The sequence below is a fragment of the Yersinia massiliensis genome, from assembly GCF_003048255.1.
Lineage (GTDB): Bacteria > Pseudomonadota > Gammaproteobacteria > Enterobacterales > Enterobacteriaceae > Yersinia > Yersinia massiliensis_A.
In genome coordinates this window covers 2,854,654-2,877,425 of record NZ_CP028487.1, presented here as the reverse complement: position 1 = coordinate 2,877,425, position 22,772 = coordinate 2,854,654, and the positions used below count along the sequence as shown (strand labels likewise).

Genomic DNA, 22,772 nt, shown 5'->3' with positions numbered 1-22,772 from the left:
AAAGAGGAACCTTTTTGATGGGAATTGAGCTGTTTTTAATCTCATCTTTTTAGCCGATAATTTTTATCACAGCAAGGCTTTGTTGCCCATCATGAGAGACATTCAGGGCAAAACGAAGATGACGATAATATTTGAGGTGGAATGATGACGCGATACTTAAACAAAGATACCAAAGTCTGTATTTCTCTGGCCGCCAGACCCAGTAACTTTGGCACCCGTTTTCATAATTTTTTGTATGACGCGCTCGATCTCGATTATCTCTATAAAGCGTTTACGACGACCGATCTCGCGGCGGCTATTGGTGGTGTCCGAGCATTAGGGTTTCGTGGTTGCGCCATTTCAATGCCATTTAAGGAAGCTGTTATTCCCATGGTCGATGAGATGGACCCATCAGCCGCAGCAATTAACTCAGTTAATACCTTGGTGAACACGAATGGCTATCTGAAAGCGTATAACACTGACTATATCGCTATCGCGAAATTGCTACAGGCTTATCAGGTGCCTAGCGACAAGGTTTTTGCGCTGCGTGGCAGCGGTGGAATGGCGAAGGCGGTGGCGTTCGCACTTAAGAATGCAGGTTTCAAACAGGGATTCATTATTGCCACAAATGAAAAAACGGGCAAACAATTAGCTGAGCAATCAGGTTATCACTACCAGCCTGATATGCAGGGAGTGCAGGCAGATATGCTGATTAATGCCACCCCAGTAGGGATGGCTGGAGGTAAAGACGCGGACAGCATGGCTTTTACTGAGCATGAAGTAAATCACGCTGAGATAGTTTTTGATGTCGTGGCGCTACCGGTCGTCACACCGCTGATCAGTTATGCTAAAACGCAAGGGAAAACTGTTATCACGGGGGCGGAAGTTTTTGCTATTCAAGCGGTTGAACAATTTGTGCTGTATACCGGCATTCGCCCTGATCAAGCTTTGTTTGAAAAAGCGGCGGCTTACGCCCGAGGGTGATGATTGAGGTTGAAATCAATAGAATTTGTCGCTCATACTACGCATTCCTCATTTTTATCATGATCAAGGAAATGTGTTATGGCCGAAGAAACGATTTTCAGCAAAATTATCCGCCGTGAAATCCCTGCCGACGTGGTCTACCAAGATGAACTGGTGACCGCGTTTCGCGATATCGCCCCACAGGCACCAACCCATATCTTAATCATTCCCAACATTCTTATTCCGACTGTGAATGATGTCACCACTGAGCATGAAGCAACATTGGGCCGCATGATCACTGTAGCTGCTAAACTTGCAGAGCAGGAAGGCATCGCTGAAGATGGTTATCGTCTGATTATCAATTGCAACCGCCATGCGGGGCAGGTGGTCTACCATATCCACATGCATTTGGTGGGCGGCCGTGATTTGGGCTCCTTGTTATCACATAAGTAAAGTTGTCACATAAGTAAAGCTGCCGCACCTGTAAAACTGTTGTGTAAGTAGCGTTATCGCATTAGTTAATTACCAGATAAGTCAGTTGCCAGATAAATAGCGATAATCATGTTGAGACTAACTGAGGTAAGCCTATGCGCCGTGTGAGGGCGTTTTTGTTACCAGCGATGGTATTTGCGAGTGTAGCGGTATTGCTGGGGTGCAGCAGTCCGAAAGGGATTGCGGTCAATAAACAGCAAACTGTGGTCATGGATTCGTCAGTACTGACGGCGGGTATTTTGGCTTCTCAACCCTCAATCTCAACCTCTTCTGGCAACAATGTCGCGCGTTCAGTCATCACCAATAGCCAGAATAAGTCAGTAAAAATCAACTATCGTTTTTATTGGTATGATGAGCAAGGCTTAGAAGTTGCACCGGTTGAAGCGCCACGCATGATACTGATTGCTCCGGACGATGATGTAGACGTTCAATCCATCAATAATAATTTTAATGCGCGCAGTGCGCGGCTTCATTTATTTTTATAACTGACTGATTTATAGAATTCAGTCACTATTGGAGTGGGACAATGAAAAGGTATTTATCTGTAGCACTCACAGCGCTCGTGTTGACGGGGTGTATTAATCCGCAACCGACTGAACAAACACCGACACCGCCAGTCACAATAGAACCCGTCACTCCGCCAGTCATCGAAACACCCCCACCGGTAGATACCGTACCGCAGCCGCCGAAAGTGCAGCAGTCGATTGATTGGGCACCCAGCGTCGAGCCGTTAGTGGCGCAAATGGTGAACAGTAACGAGGTGGCTAATGGCAGTATTTTGCTAGTCGATAGCGTAAAAAATAATACTAATGGTACGTTGCAGATGGCAAAAGCGACTGCGGCATTGCATCAGGTACTGACATCAAATAAGAAATTTGTGCTGATCTCTCCACAGCAATTAGCTGTTGCGAAACAAACGCTGGGATTATCGGAAGAGGATAGTTTAGGCTCACGAAGCAAAGCGATTGGTCTGGCCCGTTATGTCGGTGCGCAATATGTGTTGTACAGCGATGTGAGCGGTGATGTGAAATCGCCGACCATTGAAATGCAGCTGATGCAGGCTCAAACGGGTGAAATTATCTGGTCAGGTAATGGTCCAATCCAACGCTGATACTGCCCTGCAAGCGCTAATTGAAAGCATCAACCCGGCGATGAAAGTCGCCGATTATCAGATAAGCGCTGTTTCTGGCCTGACCGGTGAAAGCTGGCGAATCACAGCCCCCAATATCGATTGGCTAGCGCGGGAACAGTCGGCGCATAAAATGCAACTGGGTGTTGATCGTCGGCGAGAACGAAAACTGTTGCGGCATGTCGCTGGCCGTCAGATATCACCGTCGATTATTGGCGCGGATCAGCACTGGTTACTTGTCAAATGGCTTGATGGTGACGTTGTCACAAGTAAGCAATTCATTGAATTTGCAGATAATGGTGATCTGGCGAAAGTATTAACGCGTCTACATGGGTTAACACCCAGTGGTTATCGTCTTGATTTGCGTGCTCAGTTAATCCGTTACGGTCGTTTGTGCGATCCCACGCGTTGCTCACCCGGTTGGTTAAGGCGTCATCATGATTTTCTGCACAGGCCACAGCCACAGCCGCTAAAATTAGCCCCCTTGCATATGGATATTCATCCCGGCAATCTTTTGAGTACTTCGACTGGGTTGAAGCTAATTGATTGGGAATATGCCGCTGATGGTGATATTGCACTGGATATTGCGGCATTATTTCGTGGCAACCAGTGGTCGCAGGAACAGCAAACAAATTTTTTACAGCACTATTGCCGTGGTGAGCAGGGCTATCATGATATTGCACGCCTCTCTTGCCAGATACAGCAATGGCTGCCGTGGGTTGATTACTTGATGCTCATGTGGTTTGAAGTGCGCTGGCAGCAGACTCGGGATGCGGTATTTCTACAATGGGCTGCGCCATTGCGTCAGCGTTTTAATCTGCCTTTTTAAGGCTTAATCTAAATTGATGAGGTTGTCGTGGGTCCAGTGATGTTAGACGTTGCCAGCTATGAGCTGGACGCAGAAGAACGTGAGATTTTAAAACACCCGCTGGTGGGCGGGCTGATTTTGTTCAGCCGCAATTACCATGATGCCGAACAGTTGCGTGAGCTAGTCCGCCAAATTCGGGCGGCATCCCATGACCGGTTGGTAGTGGCGGTTGATCAGGAAGGTGGTCGGGTGCAGCGTTTTCGTGAAGGTTTTACTCGCTTACCTGCAGCCCAATCTTTTGCGGCCATCAACGATGCGGCAACCGCTGCTCAATTGGCACAAGAAGCGGGTTGGCTGATGGCAGCAGAAATGATCTCAATGGATATCGATATCAGCTTCGCGCCAGTACTGGATATTGGGCATGTCAGTGCCGCGATTGGTGAACGCTCGTTCCACAGTGACCCGCAGCAAGCATTGAAGATGGCCGAGTGCTTTATTCGCGGGATGCATAGCGCAGGGATGAAAACGACGGGTAAACATTTCCCCGGTCATGGCGCAGTCACAGCAGACTCCCACAAAGAAACACCGCGTGATAATCGAACACTGGCAGAAATCCGCACTCATGATATGGTTATATTTCGTGAACTGATTGAGCGTGGGTTATTGGACGCCATTATGCCTGCCCACGTCATTTATACTGAAGCAGATGCGCGTCCGGCAAGCGGTTCCGCTTATTGGCTTCAACAGATATTGCGGCAAGAGTTAGGCTTCGATGGCATCATCTTTTCCGATGATTTATCGATGGAAGGTGCTGCGATAATGGGCAGTTATGCCGAACGTGGTCAAGCATCGCTGGATGCGGGTTGCGATATGATTCTGGTGTGCAATAACCGTCAGGGGGCCGTCAGTGTGCTCGATAACCTGTCCCCGGTCAAAGCAGATCAACTGACGCGCTTGTATCATTCTGGGCAGTTCAGTCGTCAAGCGTTGAGGGCATCATCGCGCTGGCAGCAGGCAAATAAGGCATTAACTGAGCTCAGCGAACGTTGGGATGCACATAAGAATTCATTGGGATAGGTTTTAAGTCGCGAGGATAAATATGATCGTCTACTTACATGGTTTTGATTCCAACAGCCCCGGTAATCATGAAAAAGTTCTGCAGTTGCAGTTCATCGATCCGGATGTGCGTTTTATCAGCTATAGCACCTTGCATCCTCGCCATGATATGCAGCATTTATTGAAAGAAGTGGATAAAGCCATTCAGCAAGGTGGTGATACTCGATCATTGATTTGTGGTGTCGGGCTGGGTGGATTTTGGGCTGAGCGTATTGGTTTCCTGTGTGGGATCCGTCAAGTCGCTTTCAACCCCAATCTCTATCCGCAAGATAATATGGGTGGAAAAATAGACCGTCCTGAAGAGTATGTGGATATCGCCAGCAAATGTATCAATAACTTTCGCGAGAAGAACCGTGATCGTTGCCTCGTGGTGCTGTCTCGCCATGATGAAATGCTTGATAGTCAGCGAACCGCGGGTGATTTACATCCTTTCTATGAAATTGTTTGGGATGAGAAACAAAGCCACAAATTTAAAGATCTTTCGCCTCATCTACAGCGTATTAAGGCATTTAAAACGCTGGGCTAAGCTGGTTTATGTTAATGATGGGTTAATCGTGCCGCCCATCGCATATCGTCACTTGGCTTGAAAAGGGGTCGTCGAGCCCTTTTTTCAGGCTATTTCTATCGCAGAAAATGTCAAACTTCTTCCCCCTTGAACAACACATAGAAAATATCCAAAACGTGACGTGCACCTAACTATTTGAATCCTATTCGAGAAAAATCTCTTTGTTGCCACTTTAATCAAAAAAAGTTGATATATATCAATTTTGGTATGACCAAATGACCCTGCATGATATTCTGACTACAGATTATCGACTTAATATCAGCAAACCCTATGTTATCTAAGGATATTATTTGTTTACCCTTAGCTAACAATTGGTTCACATTCAGGGGGTCATTTTGACAACGCCGAAGAAAAAAATCGTTATTATTGGTGGTGGAGCTGGCGGTCTTGAGCTGGCAACAAGTTTGGGCCATAAGCTGGGCCGCAGCAAAAAAGCAGAGATAGTTCTGGTCGATCGCAACCACAGCCATTTGTGGAAACCGTTGTTGCATGAAGTGGCAACGGGTTCCTTGGATGATGGTGTCGATGCGCTGAGCTATTTGGCTCATGCCCGTAACCACTTTTTTAATTTCCAGTTGGGTTCTTTAACGAACATCAACCGTGAGACGAAAACGTTGAGCTTGGCTGAGATTTGCGATGAACACGGTGATATTTTGGTCACCGAGCGTGAATTAAGCTATGACATACTCGTCATGGCGCTGGGCAGTACCTCGAATGATTTCGGTACGCCGGGCGTTAAAGAGAACTGCATCTTCTTGGACAATCCACATCAAGCACATCGTTTCCATAACGAGATGCTTAACCTGTTCCTGAAATACTCAGCTCAACCGGGTGAAAAGGGCAAAGTTAACATTGCCATTGTCGGTGGTGGCGCAACGGGTGTAGAACTCTCTGCTGAATTACATAATGCGGTAAAACAGCTACACAGCTACGGTTTCGTTGGTTTGGATAACCAAGCACTGAATGTGACACTGGTCGAAGCGGGTGAGCGTATTCTGCCAGCACTTCCGCCGCGCATTTCAACGGCTGCGCATCAGGAACTGACTAAGTTGGGCGTCCGTGTATTAACCAAAACGATGGTCACTAGCGCTGATGAGAACGGCCTGAATACCAAAGACGGTGAATTTATTAATGCGGATCTCATGGTTTGGGCCGCGGGGATCAAAGCGCCGGACTTTATGAAAGATATCGCTGGGCTGGAAACCAACCGCATTAACCAGCTAGTCGTCGAGCCGACACTGCAAACGACCCGTGATCCAAATATTTTTGCTATTGGCGACTGCGCCTCTTGCCCTCAACCGAGTGGCGGTTTTGTACCACCACGTGCACAATCAGCGCATCAGATGGCCAACCGTTGCTACCGCAATATTTTAGCCTTGCTCAACGACCAACCGCTGAAGCCATACATTTATAAAGACCACGGTTCACTGGTATCCCTGTCTAAATTCAGCACCGTAGGTAGCCTGATGGGCAACCTTATGCGTGGCTCCATGATGGTTGAAGGGCGGGTAGCGCGAGTTGTTTATATCTCGTTGTATCGTATGCATCAAGTCGCATTGCATGGTTATACCAAGACTGGCTTGATGATGCTGGTGGGTGGGATTAATCGGGTTATTCGGCCACGTCTTAAGCTTCACTAATTTCCCCTTCGTCCTGAACGCCGCAGCGTTGTTAGCGGCGTTCACTTACCCGAGTCACTGACTTATGTCAGCTCATCGGGATGCGTTCCTTGCTGCCTAGCTGCAACGTCCATGACTTTGGGGAACCGGTTTTTCCTGAGCGCCGCAGCGTTGTTAGCGGCGTTCACTTACCCGAATCACTGACTTATGTCAGCTCATCGGGATGCGTTCCTTGCTGCCTAGCTGCAACGTCCATGACTTTGGGGAACCGGTTTTTTCCTGAACACCGCAGCGTTGTTAGCGGCGTTCATTTACCCGAATCACTGACTTATGTCAGCTCATCGGGATGCGCTCCTTGCTGCCTAGCTGCAACGTCCATGACTTTGGTGAACCGGTTTTTTCCTGAGCGCCGCAGCGTTTTAGCGGCGTTTATTCTCCTCAATGCAGCGCACTTATCGCTAAAATATTCCGCACATAAAGTTAAATTATCAGCATTTAATTCCACACTAACGATCATCGCCAGTCGGAATCCTCCTAAACACATTCATTCACACCTATTATCTGGACGTTTAGTCCATTTGTCTTATTGCTAGGTCAAAGCACATTGTGCAGACTCCATCTGTCTACTGAGTCAAGACGGCGAGTCACGCACGCCGTACTCCAGTAATAAGAGGGGCAATCCTCAGTACTGGACGCTGCCAGATTTCCATTTTTTACATTGGAATACTGGGGCAGAAGATGCGTGGTCACACTTTAGGAGGTTTTCCTGTGAACAAATCAATGTTAGCAGGTGTAGGTATCGGTATTGCAGCCGCTCTGGGAATTGCCGCTGTCGCCAGTATGAATGTATTTTCCGGTGCTCCGCAATATGCACAAGTTCTGACCGCGACACCGATTAAAGAGACGATTAAAACGCCTCGTAAAGAATGTCGCAATGTGACCGTCACTCACCGTAAACCCGTGCAAGACGAGAACCAAATCGCCGGTTCAGTACTTGGGGCAGTCGCGGGTGGGGTGCTCGGTCATCAGGTAGGTGGTGGACGTGGTAAAGACATTGCAACAGTCGCAGGTGCGTTGGCTGGAGGCTATGCCGGCAACCGTGTACAAAGTAATATGCAGGAAAATGATACCTATACGACCACCCAACAACGTTGCCAAACTGTTTACGATAAGTCACAGAAATTGTTGGGATATGACGTAACCTACAAAATTGGCGATCAGCAGGGAAAAATTCGTATGGATCGTGATCCAGGTACGCAGATCCCAATCGATAAAAATGGTCAACTGATGCTGAACAACCAAGCATAATACAAAATCCGTTGTCCAAGACCTTGTTCCAAGAACCCGCGATTTAGTGTTAATTCTGATCGCTTAACATCATGTGTACTCAAAAAAATGAGTACAGCGGTTAAGCGAGTGGCACTAACATTAACGCGGGTTTCTCATTGCTGAAAAACCCGCGTTAGTTTTGCTGAAAATACGAATGAATTGATTAGGCTATGCGATGCTGTTCAAACGCGGCCAGCAATTCACTGATAAATTTCAGCCGCTGTGCTCGGTCAGTCAAATCCTGCATAAACTTCAGCTTGGTTGGCCCTTCCAGGCGATATATCTTCGGTTGGCGCTGTAGCAAACCAATCAGATAAACGGGGTCGACCTTGTTCTTATCGCTAAACTCGATAAAACCACCGCGCTCATTGCCCTCAATTCGCTTAATGCCCAATTTCAGCGCTTGCTGACGCAGTTCGGCGGTTTGTAGCAGATAGCGGGCTGCGTCTGGTAACTTACCAAAGCGATCGATAAGTTCCACTTTTAACTCATCGAGTTCTGTTTCATTGCGTGCACTAGCAATGCGTTTATAGAATGAAAGCCGAACATTTACATCAGGAATGAAATCATCCGGCAGCAACACAGGCATGCGCATTTCGATTTCCGTCTGGTTGCTGGTGAGATCTTCCAGAGACGGTTCTCTGCCTTCTTTCAGCGCATCAACAGCGTTCTCCAGCAGCTCCATGTATAACGAGAAACCAATAGTGGTCAACTGGCCGCTCTGGTCTTCGCCTAGCAACTCGCCCGCACCTCGAATCTCAAGGTCATGGGTAGCTAACGCAAAGCCAGCACCAAGATCTTCCAGTGAGGCAATCGCCTCCAACCGTTTTTTGGCATCGGTTGTCATGGCTTTCGGATTCGGCGTTAACAGGTAAGCATAAGCTTGGTGATGTGAACGCCCAACGCGGCCTCGCAATTGGTGAAGTTGCGCCAGACCAAAATGATCGGCACGTTCAATGATAATGGTATTGGCACTCGGTATGTCGATACCGGTTTCTATAATCGTGGTGCAGACCAGAACGTTAAAGCGCTGATGATGGAAATCATTCATCACGCGCTCCAAATCCCTTTCACGCATCTGACCATGGCCAATTGCAATACGGGCCTCTGGCACCAACTCAGCCAGTCGCTGGGTGGCTTTCTCGATGTTTTCCACGTCGTTGTACAGGTAATAAACCTGACCGCCGCGGAGGATTTCACGCAAAATGGCTTCTCGTATCACCAGACTATCGTACTCGCGTACAAAGGTTTTCACTGCCAGACGGCGCGCCGGTGGCGTGGCAATAATTGACAAGTCGCGCATGCCACTCATGGCCATATTTAATGTGCGTGGGATTGGCGTTGCGGTTAGCGTCAAAATATCCACATCGGCACGCATCGCTTTAATACGTTCTTTATGGCGGACCCCAAAGCGATGTTCTTCATCGACAATCAATAGGCCGAGGTCATGCCAGCGCAGGTCGCTTTGCAACAACTTGTGAGTCCCGATAATGATATCGACTTTCCCTTCGGCAGCTTGCTCCAATACCAGCTGTTGCTCTTTAGCACTACGAAAGCGCGACATCATCTCAATGCGCACCGGCCAAGTAGCGAAACGGTCACGGAAATTATCGAAGTGCTGTTGAGCGAGCAGGGTGGTCGGCACCAAGACGGCAACCTGCTTATTATTGGCCACCGCAAGGAAGGCGGCCCGCATTGCCACTTCGGTTTTACCGAAACCAACATCACCACACACTAATCTATCCATGGCTAATGGTTGGCACATATCGCTGATAACGGCGTGAATAGCCTGCTCTTGATCGGGCGTGGTTTCAAAGGGGAAGCTTTGACAGAACAGCTGATATTGTTCTCGGTCGAGTTTGAATTTAAAACCTGATTTGGCTGCGCGTTGTGCATAAATATCCAGCAATTCAGCCGCGACATCGCGCACTTTTTCGGCCGCTTTTTGCCGTGCGCGGCTCCACGCATCCCCACCTAGCTTATGCAGAGGGGCATTTTCATCTGCGCCGCCAGAATAACGGCTGATCAGGTGCAAGGAGGAGACAGGCACATAGAGCTTATCTTCGCCAGCGTAGGTCAAAATCAGGTATTCGGCTTTGATGCCGCCTGCTTCAAGGGTTGTTAAGCCCAGATAGCGCCCTACACCGTGTTCCAAATGGACCACTGGCTGACCCGGACGCAACTCTGCCAGATTGCGGATCAGCGTATCGGTATTAATCGTACGGCGGTTATCTTGCCGTCGGCGGCTAACGCGTTCCCCGAGTAAATCGCTTTCACAAATCAGCGCTAACTTTTTATCTGTATCAAGGAAGCCGCGTTCAGCAGCCCCGATCATCAAATAATGCCCCGGTGCACTGGCTTGCGATAATTCAGTGATTAAGGTTGGGCTGATTTTTATCCGCGCAAGGAGGTCTTGCAACGTTTCTCGCCGCCCCTCACTTTCTACGGAGAACACAATGCTGCCGCTGAATGCTTCGATAAAGCGGCGCAGGTTATCCAACGGGGCCTTTTGCTGCGCTTGAACTGACAAATCAGGCAGTGCTTGATAATGCAGATTGGTATTGGCTGTTTTGGCAGGGACTTCATCGGTTTTAAACTGGACCCGAGGCCACTCTTTGAGCTCGCTGAACAGCGAATCCACTCGCAACCAGAGCGTTTCGGGAGCGAGCAACGGGCGCATTGGGTCAATGCGGCGGCTTTCAAATCGCTGATTCACATCCAGCCAAAAACGCTCGGCTGAACTTTCTAGCGAGCCGGTATTCACTAATAACGTATTTGCCGGTAGGTAGCTGAAAAGTGAAGGCAATGGCTGGCTAAAAAACAACGGTTGCCAATATTCAATACCAGCGGGCCAAATGCCTTTACTGACTTGCTGATAAACATGTTCTGCATCACGGCGGACATCGAACTGCTCACGCCATTGACTGCGAAACAGCTCAATAGCAGCTTTATCAATGGGGAATTCATGAGCGGGCAGTAAGTTGATTTGCTCAACTTCGGTCAATGTGCGCTGGGTATCAACATCAAATATACGCAGGCTATCAATATCATCATCAAAAAAATCAATTCGATAGGGCTCTTCGCTGCCCATCGGATAAAGATCCAATAACGCGCCTCGGGTAGCGAATTCACCGTGTTCCATGACCTGATCCACACTGCGATAACCGGCCTGCTCAAGCTGCGCACGTAATTTATCCCGCGACAGATGTTGGCCTTTTTTCATCACCAATGCGTGACCATGCAGGAACTCATGGGGGCATACCCGTTGCATCAAGGTATTAATCGGGAGAATAATAACCCCACGTTCCATGGCGGGAAGATGGTAAAGGCAGGACAGGCGGGCCGAAATAATATCCTGATGCGGTGAAAAACTGTCGTAAGGCAGTGTTTCCCAATCGGAGAGGGTATTCACCGGCCAAGACGAGAATTGTTGGATCTCATCGCGTAGCCGCAGCGCCGTTTGCATATCGGGAGTAATTAACATTACTGGGCCGTTATGGCGCTCAATGATTTCCGCACATTCGACCGCGCAGGCAGAGCCGGTCAACTGACCTAACTGACGGGTATCGCCACGTCGTTCAGGTAATGAATAACGATATTGTTGGGACATAAGCAGTTAAACAGTCTCTTTATCAGGACAAATTATCTCGGCGGCTATCCTAGCACGTGAATGCGCATAGCCACAGATTGGTGCTCTTTTTTGGAATAAAAGCCGGAGATATAGGCGGTTAATGGTTCCATAAAGCGGTAGTACCCTTTATTATCCTCGATCACTTTGCTTTAGCAACAGGATCTAAACAGATTTCATGTATCAACCTGTCGCACTATTTATCGGCCTGCGTTATATGCGCGGGCGTGCATCTGACCGATTCGGTCGGTTCGTTTCGTGGCTTTCAACCATTGGCATCACTTTGGGGGTGATGGCATTGATTACAGTATTATCTGTGATGAATGGTTTTGAGCGTGATTTGCAAAATAATATTTTGGGGCTGATGCCACAGGCGCTCATCACCACACCGCAAGGCTCACTGGATCCAAACAAAATACCGGCGTCCTCCCTGAAATCACTGACAGGGGTCACCGATATTGTACCGCTGACCACCGCTGATGTGGTGCTGCAGAGTGCGCGTAATTTGGCTGCAGGGGTGATGTTGGGTGTTGACCCCTCACAGCGCGAACCCTTAGCCGATTATTTGGTGAACGTGCACCTGAAGGATTTGCAACCCGGTAGCTACAATATGATCTTGGGTGAAAAGCTAGCGGGCCAGTTAGGGATTAAGCGAGGCGAGACTCTGCGTTTGATGGTGCCGAGTGCCAGCCAATTTACCCCAATGGGGCGTATCCCTAGCCAGCGGCTATTTAATGTCATCGGCACATTTGCCGCTGATAGTGAGGTCGATGGCTACCAAATACTGGTTAATCAGCAGGATGCATCACGTCTAATGCGCTATCCTGCCGGCAATATTACCGGGTGGCGCTTATTCCTTTCACAGCCGCTGTCGGTTGATAGCCTGAGCCAACAAACCCTGCCGGAAGGCACGGTGTGGAAAGATTGGCGTGAGCGTAAAGGTGAGCTGTTCCAAGCCGTACGGATGGAAAAAAACATGATGGGGTTGCTGCTTAGCCTGATTATCGCCGTTGCGGCCTTTAATATCATCACCTCGCTAGGCCTGCTGGTCATGGAAAAACAGGGAGAAGTGGCGATTTTGCAGACACAAGGATTAAGTCGTCGCCAAATTATGCTGATATTTATGGTGCAGGGGGCGACGGCGGGTGTCATTGGTGCTTTGCTGGGCGCAGGGCTGGGTATCTTACTGGCTAGCCAATTGAATACCATCATTCCCGTGCTCGGATTATTGATTGATGGGGCCACGTTGCCGGTGGAAATTAACCCTCTTCAAGTCACCATCATTGCCCTGTCGGCGATGGCGATTGCATTACTGTCCACGCTTTATCCTTCTTGGCGCGCTGCCGCCGCACAACCTGCTGAGGCTTTACGCTATGAGTAATCATCCTTTATTACAGTGTTTAAACTTGTGCAAACGCTATCAGGAAGGGCAACTGCATACTGACGTTCTCAGCAATGTGTCATTTACTATCGAGTCGGGCGAACTGATGGCGATTGTCGGGAGTTCCGGTTCGGGGAAAAGTACCTTGCTGCATTTGTTGGGCGGTTTGGATACCCCAACCTCTGGCGAAGTAATTTATCAGGGGCGCTCTCTAAATCAGCTATCTTCTACGGCAAAAGCAGAACTGCGTAACCGTGAATTAGGGTTTATCTATCAATTCCACCATTTATTGCCTGATTTTACTGCGCTCGAAAATGTGGCGATGCCACTGCTCATTGGCGGCGCTAAACCGGCAGAAGCGCAGGATAAAGCCCGTGAAATGTTAGTGGCCGTAGGGCTGGAAAAACGCAGCAAGCATCGCCCATCTGAATTATCTGGCGGTGAACGTCAACGTGTGGCGATTGCCCGTTCATTGGTCAATAATCCGTCGCTAGTGCTGGCGGATGAACCGACAGGGAATCTGGACCAACGTAATGCGGATAGCATCTTTAATCTGCTGGGTGAATTGAATGTTCGTCAGGGGACCGCATTTTTGGTGGTCACCCACGACCTACAGTTGGCAAAACGCATGAGCCGTCAGCTAGAAATGCGTGATGGTCAGTTACAGCAGCACTTAACGCTGGTGGGGGCTTAGTGATGGGCGCTTTGCCACTTTCACTCTTAATTGGTTTACGTTTTAGCCGTGGCCGCCGCCGTGGCGGCATGGTGTCGTTAATCTCGGTTATCTCGACGCTGGGTATCGCTTTAGGGGTTGCGGTATTGATCGTCGGCTTAAGTGCCATGAACGGCTTCGAACGTGAACTGAAAAACCGTATTTTGGCCGTCGTTCCCCACGGTGAAATTGCTTCCGTCAATCAACCCTTTGCCGAGTGGCCGCAAGCTCTCCAGCGTATTGAAAAAGTCCCCGGTATCGTGGCTGCCGCCCCATATATCAATTTCACTGGGTTGATTGAAAATGCCACGCAACTGCGCGCGGTACAGGTCAAAGGGGTTGATCCAGAAGCCGAAAAGCGTCTTAGCGCATTACCCAGCTTCGTTGCTGGTCACGCTTGGGATAATTTCAAGGCTGGGCAGCAGCAGATTATTTTGGGCAAGGGCTTAGCAGATGCTTTGGGCGTGAAACAAGGCTCTTGGCTAACAGTGATGATCCCCAATAGCGATCCTGAGTTGAAATTACTGCAACCTAAGCGGATTCGTTTACAAGTCGCTGGAGTTTTCCAACTCAGTGGCCAACTTGATCACAGCTTGGCACTGGTGCCTTTGGCTGATGCGCAGCAATATCTTGATATGGGCGACAGTGTGACAGGCATCGCCATCAAGGTTAATGATGTTTACAACGCCAATAAGCTGGTGCGCGATGCCGGTGAGGTGAGCAATGCCTATGTCTATATCAGCAGTTGGATTGGGACTTATGGCTATATGTATCGAGACATCCAGATGATCCGTACTATCATGTACTTGGCGATGGTATTGGTGATTGGTGTCGCCAGTTTCAATATCGTGTCCACGCTGGTCATGGCGGTGAAAGATAAAAGTAGCGATATCGCGGTATTACGGACATTAGGCGCTAAAGACCGCCTGATCCGTGCCATCTTTATCTGGTATGGCTTACTGGCTGGGCTTATTGGCAGTATTAGCGGGGTTGTGGCAGGCGTCATTATTTCGCTGCAATTAACCTCTATTATTCGTGGGCTAGAAACACTGATTGGGCATCAATTTTTATCGGGTGATATCTATTTCATCGATTTTCTACCATCAGAGCTCCACTGGTTTGATGTGGCCTGCGTGTTGGCAACGGCGTTGGTGCTGAGTTTGATTGCCAGTTGGTATCCGGCTCGTCGTGCCAGCCGTATTGATCCCGCGCGAGTATTGAGTGGGCAATAATACTGCCCATTATGGGACATGCCACTGTTGTGTGAGCTCAGCCTGTGGTTGACAAGTCGGTCACTAAAAAATAGCACTCGCGCCGTTGCCGCCTGCCTGCAACGTAATGATTTAGGGTATATAAGGACAACTTTATGTATTACGGTTTTGATATGGGCGGCACTAAGATTGAGTTGGGCGTTTTTGATGCCAACTTGCAACGAATCTGGCATAAGCGAGTCCCTACACCGCGTGAAGACTATCAACAACTACTCCAAGCATTGCAGAGTTTAACGCTAGAAGCAGATGCTTATTGCGGTGCTACCGGCAGTGTCGGTATTGGCATCCCTGGGTTACCCAATGCAGATGATGGCACGGTTTTTACTGCCAATGTCCCCGCAGCGATGGGGCAGTTGCTGCAAGGTGATCTGTCTAAATTGATTGGGCGCGAAGTTCGAATTGATAACGATGCCAACTGTTTTGCTTTGTCCGAAGCTTGGGATCCTGAATTTCGTGCTTACCCAACCGTTCTGGGGCTGATTCTTGGCACAGGCGTAGGGGGTGGTTTGATAGTCAATGGCAGTATCGTTAGCGGGCGCAACCATATCACCGGTGAGTTCGGTCACTTCCGTTTACCTGTCGACGCACTGGATATCTTGGGTGCGGATATTCCACGCGTGCCTTGTGGTTGCGGCCATCATGGTTGCATCGAAAACTATATTTCGGGTCGTGGTTTTGAATGGATGTATCAGCACTTTAACCAACAATCCTTGCCAGCGACTGAAATTATCATCAATTATAATGCTGGTGAACCTAAGGCTGTGGCACATGTAGAGCGTTTTATGGATGTGCTAGCCGTGTGTTTGGGTAATTTATTGACTATGCTAGACCCCCATTTGGTGGTGATCGGTGGTGGGCTGTCTAATTTTGGCAAGATATACGAGGAGTTGCCCAAGCGGTTACCACAGCACTTATTGCGAGTGGCACGGTTGCCACGTATTGAAAAAGCACGTTATGGCGATGCTGGTGGTGTGCGCGGGGCAGCTTTTTTGCATTTGAATGACCACTAGTATTTAGCTTTAGCTGGGTAATCGTCGTTTCAAACTATAACAATATCCAAACCAATTGATGTTGCAGGTCAGTGAATACGCTCCGAACGACTGACATAAATCAGTGATTCGATAGTTGGCGTCGCTGGCAATTCAGTAGTGTCAAATGGTAAGGCTATAGAAGAGGCAAGAAGTTATGCGCATTCGCCATCGGCTATGTCGGTTTCGCAAGAATAAGCATTTGCGGCATCAACGTTTTCGCTCCCGTATTTTTCATCGGGACAGCGCCGCAAACTCAGAAATGAAAAAGCCTTTCGTGGTGGTTCTGACTGGTGCAGGTATTTCGGCTGAATCCGGTATTCGTACTTTCCGTGCCGCAGATGGTTTATGGGAAGAACATCAGGTGGAAGATGTTGCCACGCCTGAGGGATATCGTCGTGATCCTGAATTGGTCCAAGCCTTTTATAATGCGCGTCGCCGCCAGTTACAACAATCCGACATTGCTCCTAATGCAGCTCACTTCGCACTGGCAGATCTAGAGGCTGCGCTCGGTGATAACTTTGTTTTAGTGACTCAAAATATCGATAACTTGCATGAAAGAGCGGGTAGTAAGCGAGTCATCCATATGCATGGCGAGTTGCTGAAAGTCCGTTGCACGCAGTCTGGGCAAGTATTGGACTGGCCGGGTGACCTTTCTGCTGATGAGCGGTGTCATTGCTGCCAATTCCCTTCTCCGCTGCGACCGCACATTGTTTGGTTCGGTGAAATGCCGATGGGGATGGATGAAATTTATCAAGCGCTCGCTGAAGCGGATTTCTTTATCTCGATCGGTACCTCAGGGCATGTCTATCCAGCGGCAGGTTTTGTTCATGAATCCAGTCTGCATGGTGCCCACACCGTGGAGTTGAATCTGGAACCTAGCCAAGTAGAAAGCCAGTTTAATGAAAAGCACTATGGATTGGCGAGTCAAGTCGTTCCAGAGTATGTGCGTGAATTTTTGACGGCCAGAGGGGATGAGCCTCAAGGCGACTAATGGTTCTTAGCAGTTGCCTGCTGAACTAAAGCCGCGCCATTCTTGGCGCGGACGCTTTACTCTTCTGCCTGTCCTCACCGTTCTAGGTCGGGTTATCGTGTTTGTCAGCAGTCTGATGTATTCACTAATCTGAATCACTCGTTGGTGTCAGTTCATTGTGGCTACAAGATGTCACCACCGGTTGATGGATGAATCAACCCGTGGTTTTTCCAGTCACCGCCTTTATTCTGGCTTAAGTTTGTCTAAAACTGACCTGACGCAATATTTGATCGTGATCACTTCCCCATAATGATAATCACTATTATGAGGGTGGGAACCATGGACAAATTACTCGACCGCTTTTTCAACTATGTTTCTTTTGATACACAAGCAAAAGCCAATGTAAAATCCGTGCCGAGCACTGAAGGGCAGCGCAAGCTTGCTCAGGCATTATTCCATGAGTTGCAAACACTTGGTTTTTCTCAGGTTAGCTTGAGCGACCATGGCTGTGTCATGGCAACTTTGCCTGCAAATGTCTCATGGCCGGTCCCCACTATTGGGTTTATTGCCCACCTTGATACTTCACCTGATTTCTCAGGTAAAAATGTCAATCCACAGATTTTAGAAAATTACCGTGGCGGTGATGTTGCCTTGGGGATCGGCGACGAAGTTTTATCACCGGTGATGTTCCCGATATTGCATCAGCTACTCGGACAGACATTGATTACCACGGATGGAAAGACCTTGTTAGGTGCGGATGATAAAGCGGGCATAGCTGAAATTATCACGGCAATGGTGCGCTTAAAAAACAGTAATGTTCCTCACGGGGATATTCGTATTGCGTTCACGCCGGATGAAGAAGTGGGCAAAGGTGCGCGATTCTTTAATGTGGCTGAATTCGGTGCTCAATGGGCTTATACCGTTGATGGTGGCGGTGTAGGGGAGTTAGAATTCGAGAACTTTAATGCCGCATCCGTGACTATCAAAATTGTTGGTAATAATGTTCATCCAGGCAGCGCGAAAGGGGTTATGGTCAATGCATTGTCGCTGGCGACCCGTTTCCATCAAGAACTACCAGCAAGTGAAACACCGGAATGCACTGAAGGTTACGAAGGTTTTTATCATCTGCAAAGTATTAAAGGCACCGTCGAGCGGGCGGAGATGCACTATATTGTACGAGATTTCAGCCGCGATGGTTTCGAAGCGCGGAAGAAGAATATGGTGGATATCGCTAAGCGGGTAGGTAAAGGCTTACATCGTGATTGCTACATCGAGATCATTATGGATGATAGCTATTACAACATGCGTGAGCATATTATCAAGTATCCGCATATTATTGAGTTAGCCCAACAAGCAATGCGCGATTGTGATATCACCCCGATTATGAAACCGATTCGCGGTGGCACAGATGGTGCTCAATTATCCTTCCTTGGGCTACCTTGCCCGAATATTTTTACCGGCGGTTATAACTATCACGGTAAGCATGAGTTTATTACTCTGGAAGGGATGGAGAAAGCCATCTCCGTTATCATGCGAATCGCTGAGTTGACGGCTAAACGGGCTAACAAGGCATAAGTTGTGCGCTGATTTATGACGTTGTGAATGAATAAAAGTATGCAATACGCGAACTAAAACGCCCCATAAAGTGGGGCGTTTTGGCGTCATAAGTTGTAAGAATTCATTGTTTCAGCGATCAATCGTTAAAGTACCAATACCCGCTGTTGACCAAGGTGCCTAGCATCGCTAAGAACGACGGGTCTTCTAGCGCATCACCGAGCTTCTCGGCATCAACACTGAAATGCTGACACAATGCATCCGCCGCCTGCAGGTGCGGTGTATCAATTAACTCGCCATTCGCATAGCAACGGTCACCAATACGCAGAACACGCAGACCGCTAAGACGCTGTAACGACTCACCTTGCTTGAGCAATTCGTAGATATCGCCGACCTGATAAGGCGGTTCTGGTGGCGCAATATCCAGTTCGTGACGAGATTGAGAAATAAATTCGCCGAGCCAGCTTTGGAAGTGTTCAGGTTGTTGAACTAAATCTAGCATCATCGTGCGCAGTTTATCGACTTCCTGTGGCAGCACTTCTGCGGGGTGCTCTCGCAATGGCAAATCAGGGTCACTGTAGCGATAGCTACCGAGTTCACGTGACAGAATATAGTCGGCAAAACCGCTAACCAGTTCTCGACCATTCGGCGCGCGGAAACCGACAGAGTAATTGAGCGCATTTTCGAGCGCATAACCTTCATGAGGGAAACCCGGTGGGATGTAGAGAATATCACCGGGTTCCATTTCTTCATCAATGATAGCTTCGAACGGGTCAACTTGCAGTAAGTCCGGATGCGGACAATGCTGCTTCATTTCCGTTTTTTCGCCAACCCGCCAGCGTCGACGGCCTGTGCCCTGAATGATAAAGACATCATATTGGTCAAAATGCGGGCCTACGCCACCACCGGGCACTGAGAAAGAGATCATGAGATCATCCATTCGCCAGTCTGAAAGTGCTCGGAAGGGCCGCATTAGTGCTGCGGCGGGTTCGTGCCAATGGTCAACAGCCTGAACCAGTAGCGACCAATTGGTTTCGCCTAAGTGATCAAAGCTCTCAAAGGGGCCGTGACCAACTTGCCAACGGCCTTCTTCATGACTTACCAAGCGGCTATCAACTTCATTTTCCATCGCAAGCCCTGCAAGCTCGTCGGGCGAGAGCGGATCGATAAAGTTTTTAAAGCCACGTTTGATGATAACGGGACGTTTCTGCCAATAGCGTTGCAGAAAATCAGGCCAATCGAGATCAAGTTGGTAATCCATGTTTATTCCAAATAGGAGGGGGCATGGCTGTGATTATAACGGATGCACGCTGTCAGTATCAGCGTTGATAGACAAATTTTATTAATCATCATGATGGTCGTTCTGTTGACCAAAAGTGACCATCATTTTCGCCCCGCCTAAGGGACTTTCAGTGATGGTGATTTCGCCTTGATATTGTTCGATAATTTCTGCGGCGACGGACAAACCCAGCCCTTGCCCAGGGCGTAGGGTATCCACCCGCTGACCCCGCTGAAAAATAAGTTGGCGCTTGTTCTCAGGGATACCAGGACCATCATCCTCGACCACAATGGTGAGATATTTTTCTGAGTGCAGGGCGGTAATCTCGACGAACTCCAAACAATATTTACAGGCGTTATCGAGGACATTGCCCATCACTTCCATAAAGTCATTTTTATCACCGATAAATGTCACTTCCGGTGAAATATCCAGTGTCAAAACGACCCCTTTGCGCTGATAAACTTTATTCAGTGCGCTACATAGGCTATCGAGTAGCGCCGGAACAGAGTGAATTTCTCTCACAACCACACTATGTTCTGAACGCATACTGGCACGGTGTAGATAATAACCAATTTGTTGAGATATCCGACTTATCTGCTCAAGCATGATGGGTTCAGCTTCCTCGATAGTCGTCTGCTTACCTGAGCGCAAAGATCGCAATGTAGTCTGTAACACCGCCAGTGGGGTCTTAAGGCTATGGGTCAGATCCGCCAATGTGGTGCGATATTTGGTATATCGTTGCCGTTCATTGTTGAGCAATATATTGAGATTACGCACTAACCCTTGCAATTCTCGCGGCGGATTTTCATCCAGTTGCTCGCGCTCACCTTTTTCAAGCTGACTAATCTGGCTAACCAAGGCTTTAATAGGCCGTAAACTCCAGTAGGCGGCGAGCCACAACAAAGGAATAACCAAAAGTAAATTGGCCAACAAGACATAGCTGAACCAGTCCCAAACCAAATCAGATCGCTGTAATTCCTGCGGGATAGTATCGACGACCACAATAGTAAGCTGTGGCAAGCGAGTCGTCGCAGGATAAGTATTGACTGAGATTGAGTGAGTAAGGGCAGTGCTGTCGTTATCGTCGTATTTTTTGAGCTGGTCTTGGGCTTTTGGATTATCACCCAACATCATGCTACTGATGTGCGTCCCCGTATCCAATTCGTAAAACCCTGGTTTTTGTAACCAGCTTTTTTCGATATGGGATTCAAGTTCAGGAACGTGGCGCTGGCGCCACAATATATTGCCATCTTTATCGTAAATTAAAATCAGCGTCGGGATATTCAGCTCAAGTTCAGGGGGCACTGAAATGCTGAGTTTATTATCATGCCACTGTGCCAAGCTGAAAAATAAGTTACTTTCACCGCGATGGGCTCTGAACGTATTCTTATCAAAACTGACAATATAGCCTACGACAGCAACCATGCCATAAGATAGCGATAGCGCAAGGATGACCCCCGCTGTTGCCATAAGAAAACGAGCACGAAGAGAGAATGGTTTGCTATTTTTCCGGAACATAGTATCTAGTTGGCGTCAAAACGATATCCCTGACCACGAATGGTCGTAATCACTTCACCTTCATGTTCCGCTAACAGTTTTTTACGTAATCGCCCCATTAATACATCAATAGTATGGCTCTCACGTAACTCTGCATCAGGATACAATTGCAGCATTAGCGTCTCTTTGCTGACAACTTTACCGGAATTACGAATCAGGGTTTCGATGATGGTGTATTCGAAGGCGGTCAGTTTAATCTGTTGCTGATTTACGCACAACTCTCGACGCGAAAGGTCAATTTGAAACGGTGGGAATTCTATGATCTGAGATGCTAGGCCAATATTACGACGCATCAAGGCCTGCATTCGCGCGATGACTTCTTCCAGATGGAAAGGTTTAGTCACATAATCATCAGCACCGGCTTCTAATACCGCGACTTTATCTTGCCAACTTTCACGTGCCGTCAATACCAAGATAGGCAAGTTAGTTTGATGGCTGCGCCAACGGCGAATGATACTTAACCCGTCCTCACCAGGCAGCCCAAGATCTATAATAGCGATATCAGGGGCATGCTCTTGCAAGAAATAGTCTGCCTCTTTGGCATCTTCTGCGGCATCAACCTGATGGCCCATATCCCGCATTTGCACCGTAAGATGGTGGCGCAATAAAGCATTATCTTCCACAACCAGAACCCGCATACCACGTCCCTCAATAAGTAAGTAACCGGATAACCAATATTACCCGGTAAGTTTTTCATTAGAAGTTATAACGCAAACCTACTTGCATTGCTTGGTCACTCACTTTCCAATTATGGTAAGTGTATCCCACTTCGCCCGCGAGGCTTTGTGTGAACGCGTAACTTGTCATAATGCGAGCTTCATGGAAGGCACGATGGTCATAGTTTGCCATTCGATAGGCGACATCCATACCGACATTCTGTGAAAGTTTGCTTTTAATACCAATCTCGCCCGTAGCACTATTGTAAGTGTTGGTTTTTTTACCGTCTTTGCTGGCATCAAATACCATTGCGCGGCGGCTAGCGCCCACTAAACTATAAAAGTCGATATTAGGGGAGAATGCAAAGTGATACCCAACCCCGAGAACAGCTTCTGCAAGACCTCGGTCATTATTGGCAATGCTATTTAGGCGACCATCAATAAACACGTTATTATCAAAGCCATAACCACCGTTGATATAGAGACCACCCATATCGCGGTTGCCGACATGAGCGTAGTTGTTTTGACTAAATTGTTTGTCAAAGCTCGCATTATTATTGATTGCGCCGTATTGAAGTCCACCAGCGACGTATGTGTAGTCACTCGCCATTGAGGTGGCACAAGTTCCCATCAGGGTGAGTGCGAGTAGGGTTGGTTTCAACATTTGATAATAACTCCTGCGTGTAAGAAATCCTTTTTGATATTGATATTATTATCAATCACAACGGCTAAA

At 48.2% G+C, this 22,772-nt stretch carries 20 protein-coding genes; 15 read left to right on the top strand and 5 right to left on the bottom strand.

Annotation, left to right across the window (positions count from 1 at the left end):
• Nucleotides 1–144 precede the first annotated feature (144 nt).
• The 9 genes from DA391_RS13475 (at nt 145) to DA391_RS13430 (ending at nt 7,979) form a co-directional block, all read left to right on the top strand.
• Nucleotides 145–963, top strand: a complete 819-nt coding sequence (locus DA391_RS13475; protein ID WP_050286014.1) for a shikimate 5-dehydrogenase — start codon at nt 145–147, stop codon at nt 961–963.
• Nucleotides 964–1,041: 78 nt separating this feature from the next.
• Nucleotides 1,042–1,395 carry a purine nucleoside phosphoramidase gene (gene hinT, locus DA391_RS13470; RefSeq protein WP_050081629.1) on the top strand — a complete coding sequence of 118 codons (354 nt, stop codon included), beginning with the start codon at nt 1,042–1,044 and terminating at the stop codon, nt 1,393–1,395.
• A 134-nt stretch (nt 1,396–1,529) separates the two neighbouring features.
• Nucleotides 1,530–1,919, top strand: coding sequence for a YcfL family protein (locus DA391_RS13465; protein ID WP_050081626.1), 390 nt, complete (start codon nt 1,530–1,532; stop codon nt 1,917–1,919).
• Nucleotides 1,920–1,960: 41 nt separating this feature from the next.
• Nucleotides 1,961–2,545 carry a penicillin-binding protein activator LpoB gene (gene lpoB / locus DA391_RS13460; RefSeq protein WP_050081624.1) on the top strand — a complete coding sequence of 195 codons (585 nt, stop codon included), beginning with the start codon at nt 1,961–1,963 and terminating at the stop codon, nt 2,543–2,545.
• A 40-nt stretch (nt 2,546–2,585) separates the two neighbouring features.
• Nucleotides 2,586–3,392: a thiamine kinase gene (thiK, locus tag DA391_RS13455; RefSeq protein WP_050081850.1), complete on the top strand. Its 807-nt coding sequence runs from the start codon at nt 2,586–2,588 to the stop codon at nt 3,390–3,392.
• A 39-nt stretch (nt 3,393–3,431) separates the two neighbouring features.
• On the top strand, nt 3,432–4,448 hold the full coding sequence (nagZ, locus tag DA391_RS13450) for a beta-N-acetylhexosaminidase (protein ID WP_172440361.1): 1,017 nt from the start codon (nt 3,432–3,434) through the stop codon (nt 4,446–4,448).
• Nucleotides 4,449–4,470: 22 nt separating this feature from the next.
• Entirely contained in the window at nt 4,471–5,013 is a 543-nt protein-coding gene (gene ycfP / locus DA391_RS13445; protein WP_019209624.1) for an alpha/beta hydrolase YcfP, read from the top strand.
• 374 nt (nt 5,014–5,387) lie between these two features.
• Nucleotides 5,388–6,692 carry an NAD(P)/FAD-dependent oxidoreductase gene (locus DA391_RS13440; RefSeq protein ID WP_050081621.1) on the top strand — a complete coding sequence of 435 codons (1,305 nt, stop codon included), beginning with the start codon at nt 5,388–5,390 and terminating at the stop codon, nt 6,690–6,692.
• Nucleotides 6,693–7,439: 747 nt separating this feature from the next.
• A complete protein-coding gene (locus DA391_RS13430; RefSeq protein ID WP_050081849.1) occupies nt 7,440–7,979 on the top strand; it encodes a glycine zipper 2TM domain-containing protein in 540 nt (179 codons plus the stop codon).
• Between the two features lie 184 nt (nt 7,980–8,163).
• Here DA391_RS13430 and mfd read toward each other — a convergent pair whose 3' ends face one another.
• Nucleotides 8,164–11,610, bottom strand: coding sequence for a transcription-repair coupling factor (gene mfd, locus DA391_RS13425; protein ID WP_050081617.1), 3,447 nt, complete (start codon nt 11,608–11,610; stop codon nt 8,164–8,166).
• Nucleotides 11,611–11,806: 196 nt separating this feature from the next.
• On the opposite strand from mfd, the gene lolC reads away from it, so the two are divergent.
• The 6 genes from lolC (at nt 11,807) to pepT (ending at nt 18,568) form a co-directional block, all read left to right on the top strand.
• On the top strand, nt 11,807–13,009 hold the full coding sequence (gene lolC, locus DA391_RS13420) for a lipoprotein-releasing ABC transporter permease subunit LolC (protein ID WP_098904420.1): 1,203 nt from the start codon (nt 11,807–11,809) through the stop codon (nt 13,007–13,009).
• Nucleotides 13,002–13,703: a lipoprotein-releasing ABC transporter ATP-binding protein LolD gene (gene lolD / locus DA391_RS13415; protein WP_019209629.1), complete on the top strand. Its 702-nt coding sequence runs from the start codon at nt 13,002–13,004 to the stop codon at nt 13,701–13,703. The genes lolC and lolD overlap by 8 nt, the downstream gene beginning before the upstream one ends.
• Before the next feature lie 2 nt (nt 13,704–13,705).
• Nucleotides 13,706–14,953: a lipoprotein-releasing ABC transporter permease subunit LolE gene (gene lolE / locus DA391_RS13410; RefSeq protein ID WP_108087845.1), complete on the top strand. Its 1,248-nt coding sequence runs from the start codon at nt 13,706–13,708 to the stop codon at nt 14,951–14,953.
• 134 nt (nt 14,954–15,087) lie between these two features.
• Nucleotides 15,088–16,002, top strand: a complete 915-nt coding sequence (gene nagK / locus DA391_RS13405; protein ID WP_050081610.1) for an N-acetylglucosamine kinase — start codon at nt 15,088–15,090, stop codon at nt 16,000–16,002.
• Between the two features lie 175 nt (nt 16,003–16,177).
• Nucleotides 16,178–17,014 carry a Sir2 family NAD+-dependent deacetylase gene (cobB, locus tag DA391_RS13400; RefSeq protein ID WP_050081608.1) on the top strand — a complete coding sequence of 279 codons (837 nt, stop codon included), beginning with the start codon at nt 16,178–16,180 and terminating at the stop codon, nt 17,012–17,014.
• A gap of 318 nt (nt 17,015–17,332) precedes the next feature.
• The gene (gene pepT / locus DA391_RS13395) at nt 17,333–18,568 is read left to right on the top strand and encodes a peptidase T (RefSeq protein WP_050081606.1); all 1,236 of its coding nucleotides are present in this window, start codon (nt 17,333–17,335) and stop codon (nt 18,566–18,568) included.
• 118 nt (nt 18,569–18,686) lie between these two features.
• On the opposite strand, the gene DA391_RS13390 is transcribed toward pepT, so the two are convergent.
• The 4 genes from DA391_RS13390 to DA391_RS13375 form a co-directional block, all read right to left on the bottom strand.
• On the bottom strand, nt 18,687–19,808 hold the full coding sequence (locus DA391_RS13390) for a cupin domain-containing protein (RefSeq protein WP_050081600.1): 1,122 nt from the start codon (nt 19,806–19,808) through the stop codon (nt 18,687–18,689).
• An 81-nt stretch (nt 19,809–19,889) separates the two neighbouring features.
• The gene (phoQ, locus tag DA391_RS13385; RefSeq protein ID WP_050081596.1) at nt 19,890–21,344 is read right to left on the bottom strand and encodes a two-component system sensor histidine kinase PhoQ; all 1,455 of its coding nucleotides are present in this window, start codon (nt 21,342–21,344) and stop codon (nt 19,890–19,892) included.
• A 5-nt stretch (nt 21,345–21,349) separates the two neighbouring features.
• Nucleotides 21,350–22,021 (bottom strand): two-component system response regulator PhoP, encoded by a 672-nt coding sequence (gene phoP / locus DA391_RS13380; RefSeq protein ID WP_050081594.1) that lies wholly within the window; start codon nt 22,019–22,021, stop codon nt 21,350–21,352.
• Between the two features lie 58 nt (nt 22,022–22,079).
• Nucleotides 22,080–22,703, bottom strand: a complete 624-nt coding sequence (locus DA391_RS13375) for a YPO1635 family putative outer membrane beta-barrel protein (RefSeq protein ID WP_050081593.1) — start codon at nt 22,701–22,703, stop codon at nt 22,080–22,082.
• Between the last annotated feature and the right edge of the window lie 69 nt (nt 22,704–22,772).

Excerpts from the sequence above, each read along its gene's own strand:
- phoQ (WP_050081596.1), bottom strand. The coding sequence starts at position 21,344 with ATGTTCCGGAAAAATAGCAAACCATTCTCTCTTCGTGCTCGTTTTCTT.
- phoP (WP_050081594.1), bottom strand. The coding sequence starts at position 22,021 with ATGCGGGTTCTGGTTGTGGAAGATAATGCTTTATTGCGCCACCATCTT.
- pepT (WP_050081606.1), top strand. The coding sequence starts at position 17,333 with ATGGACAAATTACTCGACCGCTTTTTCAACTATGTTTCTTTTGATACA.
- mfd (WP_050081617.1), bottom strand. The coding sequence starts at position 11,610 with ATGTCCCAACAATATCGTTATTCATTACCTGAACGACGTGGCGATACC.
- ycfP (WP_019209624.1), top strand. The coding sequence starts at position 4,471 with ATGATCGTCTACTTACATGGTTTTGATTCCAACAGCCCCGGTAATCAT.
- lolE (WP_108087845.1), top strand. The coding sequence starts at position 13,706 with ATGGGCGCTTTGCCACTTTCACTCTTAATTGGTTTACGTTTTAGCCGT.
- DA391_RS13375 (WP_050081593.1), bottom strand. The coding sequence starts at position 22,703 with ATGTTGAAACCAACCCTACTCGCACTCACCCTGATGGGAACTTGTGCC.
- thiK (WP_050081850.1), top strand. The coding sequence starts at position 2,586 with ATGAAAGTCGCCGATTATCAGATAAGCGCTGTTTCTGGCCTGACCGGT.
- nagK (WP_050081610.1), top strand. The coding sequence starts at position 15,088 with ATGTATTACGGTTTTGATATGGGCGGCACTAAGATTGAGTTGGGCGTT.
- lolC (WP_098904420.1), top strand. The coding sequence starts at position 11,807 with ATGTATCAACCTGTCGCACTATTTATCGGCCTGCGTTATATGCGCGGG.
- lpoB (WP_050081624.1), top strand. The coding sequence starts at position 1,961 with ATGAAAAGGTATTTATCTGTAGCACTCACAGCGCTCGTGTTGACGGGG.
- DA391_RS13475 (WP_050286014.1), top strand. The coding sequence starts at position 145 with ATGACGCGATACTTAAACAAAGATACCAAAGTCTGTATTTCTCTGGCC.
- hinT (WP_050081629.1), top strand. The coding sequence starts at position 1,042 with ATGGCCGAAGAAACGATTTTCAGCAAAATTATCCGCCGTGAAATCCCT.
- DA391_RS13465 (WP_050081626.1), top strand. The coding sequence starts at position 1,530 with ATGCGCCGTGTGAGGGCGTTTTTGTTACCAGCGATGGTATTTGCGAGT.
- nagZ (WP_172440361.1), top strand. The coding sequence starts at position 3,432 with ATGTTAGACGTTGCCAGCTATGAGCTGGACGCAGAAGAACGTGAGATT.
- cobB (WP_050081608.1), top strand. The coding sequence starts at position 16,178 with ATGCGCATTCGCCATCGGCTATGTCGGTTTCGCAAGAATAAGCATTTG.
- DA391_RS13390 (WP_050081600.1), bottom strand. The coding sequence starts at position 19,808 with ATGGATTACCAACTTGATCTCGATTGGCCTGATTTTCTGCAACGCTAT.
- lolD (WP_019209629.1), top strand. The coding sequence starts at position 13,002 with ATGAGTAATCATCCTTTATTACAGTGTTTAAACTTGTGCAAACGCTAT.